The organism is uncultured Senegalimassilia sp., assembly GCF_934632265.1.
Classification (GTDB): Bacteria; Actinomycetota; Coriobacteriia; order Coriobacteriales; family Eggerthellaceae; genus Senegalimassilia.
This window is the reverse complement of record NZ_CAKTYH010000077.1, coordinates 1-9,572: the sequence shown is the minus strand read 5'-3', so window position 1 is coordinate 9,572 and position 9,572 is coordinate 1. Positions and strand designations below refer to the sequence as shown.

At 61.6% G+C, this 9,572-nt stretch carries 11 protein-coding genes; 1 reads left to right on the top strand and 10 read right to left on the bottom strand.

Annotation, left to right across the window (positions count from 1 at the left end; all coding sequences use genetic code 11):
- Positions 1 to 258 precede the first annotated feature (258 nt).
- The 4 genes from rpsA to Q0H50_RS06560 all read right to left on the bottom strand — a co-directional run bounded on the left by rpsA (position 259) and on the right by Q0H50_RS06560 (position 4,023).
- Positions 259 to 1,518: a 30S ribosomal protein S1 gene (gene rpsA / locus Q0H50_RS06575; protein ID WP_294420714.1), complete on the bottom strand. Its 1,260-nt coding sequence runs from the start codon at positions 1,516 to 1,518 to the stop codon at positions 259 to 261.
- Positions 1,519 to 1,765: 247 nt separating this feature from the next.
- Entirely contained in the window at positions 1,766 to 2,185 is a 420-nt protein-coding gene (locus Q0H50_RS06570) for a Fur family transcriptional regulator (protein ID WP_294420712.1), read from the bottom strand.
- Positions 2,186 to 2,378: 193 nt separating this feature from the next.
- Entirely contained in the window at positions 2,379 to 2,717 is a 339-nt protein-coding gene (locus Q0H50_RS06565; RefSeq protein WP_294420710.1) for a P-II family nitrogen regulator, read from the bottom strand.
- A 31-nt stretch (positions 2,718 to 2,748) separates the two neighbouring features.
- Positions 2,749 to 4,023 carry an ammonium transporter gene (locus tag Q0H50_RS06560; RefSeq protein WP_294420707.1) on the bottom strand — a complete coding sequence of 425 codons (1,275 nt, stop codon included), beginning with the start codon at positions 4,021 to 4,023 and terminating at the stop codon, positions 2,749 to 2,751.
- 194 nt (positions 4,024 to 4,217) lie between these two features.
- Between Q0H50_RS06560 and Q0H50_RS06555 the strand changes: the two genes are divergently transcribed.
- The gene (locus Q0H50_RS06555) at positions 4,218 to 4,724 is read left to right on the top strand and encodes a GNAT family N-acetyltransferase (protein ID WP_294420705.1); all 507 of its coding nucleotides are present in this window, start codon (positions 4,218 to 4,220) and stop codon (positions 4,722 to 4,724) included.
- Positions 4,725 to 4,908: 184 nt separating this feature from the next.
- On the opposite strand, the gene dxs is transcribed toward Q0H50_RS06555, so the two are convergent.
- The 6 genes from dxs to Q0H50_RS06525 form a co-directional block, all read right to left on the bottom strand.
- Positions 4,909 to 6,780, bottom strand: coding sequence for a 1-deoxy-D-xylulose-5-phosphate synthase (gene dxs / locus Q0H50_RS06550; protein ID WP_294420716.1), 1,872 nt, complete (start codon positions 6,778 to 6,780; stop codon positions 4,909 to 4,911).
- Between the two features lie 60 nt (positions 6,781 to 6,840).
- Positions 6,841 to 7,161, bottom strand: a complete 321-nt coding sequence (gene xseB, locus Q0H50_RS06545) for an exodeoxyribonuclease VII small subunit (protein WP_294420704.1) — start codon at positions 7,159 to 7,161, stop codon at positions 6,841 to 6,843.
- Positions 7,162 to 7,173: 12 nt separating this feature from the next.
- The gene (gene nusB, locus Q0H50_RS06540; RefSeq protein ID WP_294420702.1) at positions 7,174 to 7,641 is read right to left on the bottom strand and encodes a transcription antitermination factor NusB; all 468 of its coding nucleotides are present in this window, start codon (positions 7,639 to 7,641) and stop codon (positions 7,174 to 7,176) included.
- Positions 7,642 to 7,673: 32 nt separating this feature from the next.
- Positions 7,674 to 8,027 (bottom strand): Asp23/Gls24 family envelope stress response protein, encoded by a 354-nt coding sequence (locus tag Q0H50_RS06535; RefSeq protein WP_294162423.1) that lies wholly within the window; start codon positions 8,025 to 8,027, stop codon positions 7,674 to 7,676.
- Positions 8,024 to 9,376: an acetyl-CoA carboxylase biotin carboxylase subunit gene (gene accC / locus Q0H50_RS06530; protein WP_294420699.1), complete on the bottom strand. Its 1,353-nt coding sequence runs from the start codon at positions 9,374 to 9,376 to the stop codon at positions 8,024 to 8,026. Before accC ends, Q0H50_RS06535 begins: the two co-directional genes overlap by 4 nt.
- Position 9,377: 1 nt before the next feature.
- Positions 9,378 to 9,572, bottom strand: a 195-nt coding sequence (locus Q0H50_RS06525; RefSeq protein WP_294420698.1) for a biotin/lipoyl-containing protein, incomplete at its 5' end; no start/stop codon positions are given.

The following is a 9,572-nucleotide window of genomic DNA, read 5'->3' as shown; positions in this document are numbered from 1 at the left end:
TATCTGTGTCGCTCTGCATGTGTTCCAAATTGCAATTTTACCCCATTCCCTACACACCGCAACGCACGCTACACGAGCAACCGCAAAAACGTGAAAAAGGGACGGGGACTTTTTAACATCCGGCGCTTCAGGTCGAAAAAGGTGAAAAAGACCCCGTCACTTTTTAACACCGGAAGATACCGAAAACGAAAAAGGGAACCGCCCGATAACGAGCGATTCCCCTTGAATGTAACGCTAAAAGCAGCAGTAAAGCAGCGCTTATTCAGCAGCAACTTCCTCGGCTTCAGCAGCAGGAGCTTCTTCAGCAGCCTCTTCAGCCTCGACGGCCTCGGCTTCAGCCTCCTTCTTGTCGCGCTTCGGCTTGCGAGCCGGACGCTCTTCAGCCTGAACGGTCTCATCGATGGCGATCTCGATGCCCAGTTCCTCGGCAGCAGCCTTCATGGACAGGGAGATGCGACGACGCTCGGGATTGACTTCCATGATCTTCACCTTAACGGTGTCGCCCACTTTGCAAACTTGAGCAGGGGTTTCAATGTGACGGCCAGCCATCTCGGAGATGTGCACCAAACCCTCGATGCCAGCGCCCAAGGCGATGAAAGCACCGAACGGAACGATCTTGGTAACCGTGCCATCAGCGATGGAGCCAACGGGGAACTGCTCGACGAGCTTCACCCACGGATCCTCGGTGGTCTGCTTCAGGCCCAAAGAGATGCGCTCGCGGGACAGGTCAACGTCCAGAACCTCGACTTCGACTTCCTGGCCAACCTTAACAACCTCGGAAGGATGGTTGACGTGGTTCCAGGACAGCTCGGAGATGTGGACCAGACCGTCGATGCCGCCCAGGTCAACGAAGGCGCCGAAGTCGACGATGCTGGAAACCGTGCCCTTGAGGCGCATGCCCTTGGACAGCTTGGAGAGGATCTCGGCGCGCTCGTTCTTGCGGCCTTCCTCAAGCAGCACGCGGCGGGACAGGACAACGTTGTTGCGGTTGCGGTCCATCTCGATGACGCGGGCCTCGATCTCGGTGTGCAGGTACATGTCCAGGTCCTTGACGCGACGCAGGTCGACCAAAGACGCAGGCAGGAAGCCGCGCAGGCCGATGTCCAGGATCAGGCCGCCCTTGACAACCTCGATAACCTCGCCGGTGACGGTCTCGCCAGCCTTGAACTTCTCCTCGACGCTGATCCAGGCGCGCTCGTACTCGGCACGCTTCTTGGACAGGATCAGACGGCCGTCCTTGTCCTCCTTCTGCAGGACCAGAGCCTCGATCTCGTCGCCGAGATTGACGATCTCGGACGGATCGGCGTCCTTGCGGATGGACAGCTCGCGGACGGGCACAACGCCCTCGGACTTGAATCCGATGTCCACCAGCACCTCGTCATGCTCGATCTTAACAACCGTGCCGTTGACCAGGTCGCCCTCGTCGAACTCGGTCAGCGTGCCGTCGATCATCTGATTCATCTGATCGTCGGAGATGTCCTCGAAGTCGATGACGGACGTGTTCTTGATGTCGGTCAAAACGGACCCCTTCCATACTTTGCCGGGGACCCTTCGTCATGAATGATTGCTACATAAACCATGTTCGCTTGCAGGAGATGCTCCCTTTTAGCAGTGCAACAAACATGTCTCGGGGGCCTACATTACCAATGCTTACGGGACCTTCCCACAAGCCAATCGAGTATACCACGCGCAATGCGCCATCCAAACCACGATTTTTCAACGGCTTTCCGCCCTGCACGATTTCTACGCGGAACGGCAAGCCGAGCTATTCCCCGCCGCTGCGGCGGCAGTCAGGGCAAACGCCGGAAAACGCCAGGTCGAAGCCCGTTACCTGGAACCCGTAGTCGTTCACGATGCGCGCAAAGGGGTCCACCCCTTCGGTCTCGATATCGAAAACGCCTCCGCAGCAGGTGCACTTCGCATGGAAATGATCATCACAGCGGAAATCGTAACGGTCCGCCGCGTTGGGCACGGGGATGCGCAAAACCTCGCCGCGCTCGGAGAGCACGCCCAGGTTGCGGTACACGGTGGCGCGGGACACGTTGGGGTGGTCGCGGTGAACCACGTCGTAGATGTCCGCCGACGTCGGATGGTTATGCAGCGAGCGCACCGCATCGAGCACCACCGCACGCTGTTTGGTGTTGCGCGAGCCGCGCGGGCATGGGACCTGATCGCTCGCAGTCATCGCGTTGCTCCTATTCTTATCATCGGGTTCACTCTTATTAGGATTTTATATCGCTAGTAAACCTTGTGCAATTCTCTCACAACCATTCCATCGGGTTTTGCGCAACAAAGGAGCCTCCCCGCTTCCGTTTCCGGGAACAGGGAAGCTCCTCAAACTCCGAACGGGTTTACGGTCACAACCAGCTCGCCAAAGGCTAGATTGCCTCGTCTCCGCGCTCGCCGGTGCGGATGCGCACGACTTCGTCAACCGGGAAGACGAAGATCTTGCCGTCTCCCACCCCGCCGGTGCGGGCGGTCGCGCAAATCACGTCGATGAGCGAGTCGACCTCGGCATCGTCGCAGATGATCTCGAACTTCACCTTCGGCACCATGTTCAACAGCACCTCGGTGCCGCGGTAGTACTCCTTCCAGCCATGCTGGGACCCGCACCCTTGCACCTGCGAGATGGTCATGCCCGAAACCTTCGCCGCGAACAGGGCGTCTTTGAGCGGCTCAAGCTTCTCGGGACGAACGATAGCGGTGATCTTCTTCATGGTTCAACTCCTTTCAAACGCTAGCCGCAACTTAGTCCAGGCCGATGTATGCAGGGTAAGCGGATTCGCCGTGTGCCGCAATGTCGAGGCCCTGCGCTTCCTCTTCCTCGGTGACGCGCAGGCTTCCCTTGAAGCATGCCTTCACGATGTAGGCGAGCACCACGTCAAGGACGCCGACGAACACGATCGTGATGGCGATGCCTGCGATCTGGCTGCCCAGCAGGCTCACGTCGCCGGTGTAAAGAAGTCCGCCGAAGTCGGTCCAGGACAGCTCGGGCACGCAGAAGATGCCGGTGCAGATGCCGCCCACGATACCGCCGACCGCGTGGCAGCCGAAGGCGTCGAGCGCATCGTCGTAACCGATCTTCGTCTTGCAGAACGAAATGGCGAAGTAGCAGATGGGAGACACGATCAGGCCCATGATGATGGCGGCCCAGGGCTCGACGAAGCCGGCAGCCGGAGTGATGACGACCAGGCCGGCGACAAGGCCGGTTGCGGCGCCGACGAGCGTGGGCTTGCCCACCTTCACGCGCTCGACGATCATCCAAGAGATGAGCGCCGCACCGGAGGCGACCACGGTGTTGATCAGGGCCAGGCCGGCGACGCCGTCAGCCGCGAACTCGGAACCGGCGTTGAAGCCGAACCAGCCGAACCACAGAAGGGTTGCGCCCAAGGCCACGAACGGCACGTTATGCGGACGGTAGCTCATCATGCCGAAACCCTTGCGCTTGCCGAGCATGAGGCACAAGATCAGGCCGGTAAGACCGGAGGAGATATGCACGACGTCGCCGCCGGCGAAGTCGAGCGCCCCGATGGTGTCGCCGATAAGGCTGCCGTCGCCGCCCCAAACCATGTGGGCAAGCGGCGGATACACCACGATGGTCCACAACGCCACGAACGCGCACACCGCGCCGAACTTCATACGGCCGGCAAGGGAGCCCGTGATGATGGCGGTGGTGATCATGCAGAACGCCATCTGGAAGATGAAGTCGATGATCGCCGGATACGTCGCATCCTCAGGAACCGCATCCGCCTCGGCGAGCATGTCGGTCACGCCGCCCAGGAAGCCGAGCTGATCGAAACCTCCGAAGAACGGGCTAGAGCCGTCCCCGCCGTACGCCAGCGACCAACCGCAGATCGTCCACGTGATCGCCACGATGCCGATGGCTGAGAATACCATGACCATCGTGTTCACGACGTTCTTTCGACGCGACAGGCCTCCGTAGAAAAACGCCAAACCCGGTGTCATGAGCAAGACGAGCATGGCGCACACCAGCATGAATGCCGTTGAACCCGTGTCAAACATCGTGCTACCTCCTTCGTTTCCCGATACCCATTCCCTCTGAGCACCATTTCTTACGCATTCGATAGTGCCACTGATTGACCTGGCCTTTTGCGTGATGCGTCATTGTTAACGAGTCGGGAAACGCTTTGTAACGAGCACGAGACGCGGGTGTTACAATGTGGAAACAGGCAAACTTATTTGAAAGGAACGAGCTTATGGGCGTGCGATTCGTTGCCGTTGAAACGGACGAGGATCAAGAAAAGCTGGCGAAGCTGGCCGATGAGATTTGGCACGAATACTGGCCCGCGATCATCGGCGATGCGCAAACCGACTACATGGTCGAGAAGTTCCAAAGCCTAGAAGCCATCAAGCGCGATATGGCCGAGCATGCCTATGAATACTGGTTCGTGGTCGACGAAGCCGGCAAAACCGTCGGCTACACCGGCGGCCGCGAGGAGCCGCAGACAAGCCGCTATTTCATCTCGAAGATCTACCTTCTGGCCGAGGAGCGCGGCAAGCACTATGCGTCGCAGATCATCGCTTTCTATACCGATATATGCCGCGCTCGCGACCTGCATAGCATGTATCTGACCGTGAACAAGCAGAACGACCTGGGCATTCGAGCCTATTATGGCAAGGGGTTCGTCACCATCGAGTCCGTCAAGAACGATATCGGCAACGGGTTTGCCATGGATGATTACGTGATGGAGAAGGAAGCGTAAGCGCTTTTACCCGTGCGACCCGTACGCCTCGAAGCCTTCGACGGCTTTATGACGCAAGAAAGGCCCCGTGCCCTCGGTTCCGTTCGCCGACCTGATCGGCAGTGCAAGCGCATACAGCTTGCATGAAACGGATTCCGAACGGCACGGGGCCTTTTGCTGTTCGTGCAGCTTACGATGCCGCGGACTACAGCGCCCGGTAACGCTCTTCCACGCTGGCGGCGATACCTTCGGCGTCGAGACCCTGTTCATGGAGCAGCTGACCAACCCCGCCTTGGGTGACGAACGCATCTTTGATGCCCAGGTTCAACGCCGGGATATGCAAGCCCATAAGCGCCATTTCGCCGAGCACGCCTTCACCGGCGCCGCCGGCGATGACGCCTTCCTCCACCGTGACGACCAGCTTCGTTTCGGCAGCTGCTCGAATGGCCTGCGCATCAAGCGGCTTGACCCAGCGCATGTCCACCACACGTGCGGAAATCCCCTGCTCGGCAAGCGTATCGGCGGCGGCCAAAGCCTGGCCGACCATGCGGCCGAACGCCAAGATGGCAACATCCTCGCCTTCGCGCACCGTGCTCGCCTTCCCCTCCGGCAGCACCTCAGGGGCCTCGGGCAACGGCACGCCCTCGCCTTCGCCGCGCGGATAGCGGATGGCGAACGGGCCGCCCAAGGCAAGCGCCGTATGCAGCGCATGCACAAGCTCGGCCTCGTTCGAGGGCGCCAGCACGCGCATGTTAGGCACCATGCGGGCATACACCAGATCGAACACGCCGTGATGCGTGGGGCCGTCGGCGCCCACGATGCCGGCGCGATCGATGGCGAAGACGACATCCAGCTTCGGCAGCGCCACGTTGATGATCATCTGATCGACGGCGCGCTGCATAAAGGTGGAGTACAGCGCCACCACGGGCTTTTTCCCGTTCGCCGCCAAACCGCCGGCGAAGCCGACGGCATGCTCCTCGCAAATGCCCGTGTCCACAAAGCGCTTCGGGAACTTCTCGGCAAACTCGTCAAGACCGGTGCCGCCCTTCATGGCGGCGGTGATGGCCACGATGTCGGGGTTCTTCTCGGCCTCTGCCACCAATGCCTTGCCGAACACGTTCGTGTATTTCGGCGCAGAAGGCTTGCCCGATTTGATGACCTCACCGGTTGCGATGTTGTAGGGCGCGATGCCGTGGAACTTCTCGGGGTTGCGCACCGCGGGCATGTAGCCTTGGCCCTTACGCGTGACCACATGCATGAGCACCGGGCCATCGGCGTTCAGAACGGCTCGCAGCGTTTCCCGCAGCTGGGCGATGTTATGCCCGTCGATGGGCGCCGTGCACACGATGCCCAGCTGCTCGAAGATCATGGAATGAGGAATGACGAACTGCTTCATCGATTCCTTCATGCTGCGGCCGAAATTGGTGATGGCCTTGCCCACCGGGCCGCTGCTTTCCAGATGCTCCTGCACGTTGTCGCGCGCCTGACGGTACTGCGAAGATGCGCGCATATAACCCAGGTGCTTCATGAGCGCGCCCACGTTGTGCGAGATGGACATCTCGTTGTCGTTCAAGATGATGACCATGGGCGTTTGCGCCTGGCCGATGTTGTTCAGCGCCTCAAAGGCCATGCCGCCGGAAAGCGCCGCGTCGCCGATAAGGGCGACGACCCTCTGGTCGCCACCCGCCAGATCGCGGGCCTCCGCCAAGCCGAGCGCCACCGAAAGCGAGTCGGACGCATGCCCGGAATAATGTACGTCGTAGGGGCTTTCGCTGGGTTTGGGGAAGCCGGAAAGGCCGCCATAGGTGCGAAGCGTGCCGAAATCCTTCAAACGCCCGGTGACCAGCTTGTGCGCATACGCCTGATGCCCCACGTCGAACACGATCTTGTCCTTGGGGCAATCGAGCAGGCTATGAAGCGCCAAGATGATCTCCACCGCGCCCAACGACGAGGCGACGTGACCACCGGTTTTCGAGGTGGTGGTCACGATCTCCTGGCGGATCTCGCCCGCAAGTATAGATAGCTCCTCATTGCTGAGGAGCTTCAGGTCGGCAGGGGATGCGATTATGTCCAGAATGCGCTTATCGCTCCTGCTGCGCCTTTCCTTTTGTCATGCCATCCGATCGCCTTGCGCGACCTAGGCGGAAACGGGGGCCTGGCCTTGCTGCGCCGTGCCGCCGTCCGCTTGACCTTCCTTATGCGCATCCGCCGCGGATGCCGCGGATCGCGCCGTGCCATCGGCAAGCTCTGCCGGGGCATCGGAGGCCAGCGCCTCTTGGACGCTGGCCTCGTCGATGCCCTGCTCAAGCAGGTCGCTTGCGCGAAGCCCCAGGCCAACCGCTTCCTCATATAGGGAAAGCGCCTGATCCAAGGGCAAATCCTTGTCGTTTACCGCCTCGACGATCTCATCGAGGCGGCCTTTGAGCTCCTCGAAGGACCCGTACGATTCCAACGCCACCGAATCGCGCCCTTACAGCACGAGGGGCTGCGCCGGGTCATCTCCGGCGGGAGCCGCCGCAGCGCCGTCGACGTCCTTGGCGATACGGCCCAGCACGCCGTTGACGAAACGCGGGGAATCATCCTCGCCGCCGAAATCCTTCGCCAGCTCGACTGCCTCGTTGATGGCAACGCTGGTGGGCACGTCCTCCACGAACATGATCTCGTAGGCGGCCAAGCGCAGGATGGAGCGGTCGACGATGGGCATGCGGCCCAACGACCAGTTCTCCGCAGCGGCCTTCAGGCTGCCGTCGATGACGATACGGTTCTGCTCGACGCCGCGCACCAGGTCCTGAGCATACTCCGAAAGCGGGCCCTCTTCCGACGGGAAGACGCCTTCAGCCACGATCTGGGCTGCGGATGCGCCCTTAATCTCGGCGGTGTACAGAACCTGCAGCGCGACGCGACGTGCCGTCGTGCGCTCGTGTCTTTTCGATGCCATGTGCAAATAATCCCCTGTGCTTCTTCTTGTTCCTAACGGTTGAACTGGACGCCGTCGATGTAGACGTCGACCGACCCAACCTGCGCGCCTACCTGGCTTGCCACGGCATCCGCCACGGACTGGCGAACCGCAGCCGCCACATCAGGCAGCACGTGTCCATAATAAACGTCGATGCGCACCGAGATCTGCAGCTTGTCGTTCTCATCCGCTGCGATCTCGATGCCGGACGTGGAGGGCTTGCCGCCGAGCACGCCGCGGATGCCGCGGCTTGCCACGGGGGCGTTGCCAACGCTGGCAACGCCGTCCACATCGGCTACGGCGATGGAGACGATGGTCTCGACGACGCCCGGCGCAAGTGCCATGCCGTCAACGGTCAAATCGCTCATAACACATCTCCCATCTGGGTTTCGATGAAGTCCGTAGTGGCTTCGCCGGCGCAGAACACCTGGTTGTCCAGAACGCGGCGATGGAACGGCAGCGTGGTGGGAATGCCCTCGATGACGAACTCGTCAAGGGCGCGGCGACCGCGCGCCAGGCACTCCTCGCGATCCTGTCCGTACACGATGAGCTTGGCCACCATGGAATCGTAGAACGGGCTGATCTTCGAGCCGGAATGCACGTAGGCCTCGACGCGCACGCCCGGGCCCGCCGGGGGCTCGAAGCGCGTGATGGTGCCGGGGCACGGGCGGAAGCCGTGCTCGGGGTCCTCGGCGTTGATACGGAACTCCATAGCATGCCCGAACGGCGTGAACGGGGCCCTATCGGCGCAGCTCATAGGCTCGCCGGAGGCGATGCGCAGCTGCTCTTTGATGATATCGGTGCCCGTGATCTGCTCGGATACCGGATGCTCCACCTGCACGCGCGTGTTCATCTCCATGAAGTAGAACTTGCCCGTGGTGTCCAGCAAAAACTCGATGGTGCCGGCATTGCGGTAATCCACGGCGCGCACGGCCTTGATGGCCGCGACGCCCATGGCGCGGCGCAGCTCGTCGGTCAGCGCCGGCGAGGGCGCCTCCTCGATGAGCTTCTGATGACGGCGCTGCACGGAGCAGTCGCGCTCGCACAGGGCGACGTTGTTGCCGAAGTCGTCGGCGAGCACCTGCACCTCGACGTGGCGCGGACGCAGCACGAGCTTCTCCAGGTACACCCCATCGTTGCCGAACGCGGCGCCGGCCTCGGCGCGGGCGGCCTTGTAGTGCGATTCCAGGTCGGCGGGGTCGTGGACCTCGCGCATGCCCTTGCCGCCGCCGCCGGCGGTAGCCTTGATGAGCACGGGATAGCCAACGCTCTCGGCGAACTGACGCGCCTCCTCCACGGTATCGATGCAGCCATCGGAACCGGGGACGGTGGGCACGCCGCAGGCCTTCATGGTCTCGCGGGCGGAGGACTTGTCGCCCATGCGCTCGATGCACTCGGCGGAGGGGCCGATGAACACCAGGTCGTTGTCGGCGCATGCGCGGGCGAAGTCGGCGTTTTCGGCCAAGAAGCCGTAGCCGGGATGGATGGCGTCGGCGCCGGTGATGGTGGCCGCCGCGATGATGTTGGACATGACCAGGTAGCTTTTCGTTGCCTGGGCGGGGCCGATGCACACCTTCTCGTCGGCATACTGCACGGGATAGGTGTTCTCGTCCTCGGTGGAGTACACCGCCACGGTCTTGACGCCCAGCTCCTTGCAGGCGCGCATGACGCGCAGGGCGACCTCGCCGCGGTTTGCGATGAGTACTTTCTTGAACATGCTACTGCTCCGAGACGGGCTGGACGGAATGGGGCTCGATGTAGAACAGCACGGTGCCGAACTCGACCGGGTCGGCGTCCTTGACGCACACCTCGCGGACGGTGCCCATCTCCTCGGCGGTGATCTCGTTCATGAGCTTCATGGCCTCGACGATGCACAGGGTGGCGCCGGCCATGACCTCGTCGCCCACCTTGAC

Coding starts and splice junctions, on each gene's coding strand:
- Q0H50_RS06570 (WP_294420712.1), bottom strand. CDS start 2,185: ATGACTGCGAGCGATCAGGTCCCATGCCCGCGCGGCTCGCGCAACACC.
- Q0H50_RS06565 (WP_294420710.1), bottom strand. CDS start 2,717: ATGAAGAAGATCACCGCTATCGTTCGTCCCGAGAAGCTTGAGCCGCTC.
- Q0H50_RS06560 (WP_294420707.1), bottom strand. CDS start 4,023: ATGTTTGACACGGGTTCAACGGCATTCATGCTGGTGTGCGCCATGCTC.
- Q0H50_RS06555 (WP_294420705.1), top strand. CDS start 4,218: ATGGGCGTGCGATTCGTTGCCGTTGAAACGGACGAGGATCAAGAAAAG.
- nusB (WP_294420702.1), bottom strand. CDS start 7,641: ATGGCATCGAAAAGACACGAGCGCACGACGGCACGTCGCGTCGCGCTG.
- Q0H50_RS06535 (WP_294162423.1), bottom strand. CDS start 8,027: ATGAGCGATTTGACCGTTGACGGCATGGCACTTGCGCCGGGCGTCGTC.
- accC (WP_294420699.1), bottom strand. CDS start 9,376: ATGTTCAAGAAAGTACTCATCGCAAACCGCGGCGAGGTCGCCCTGCGC.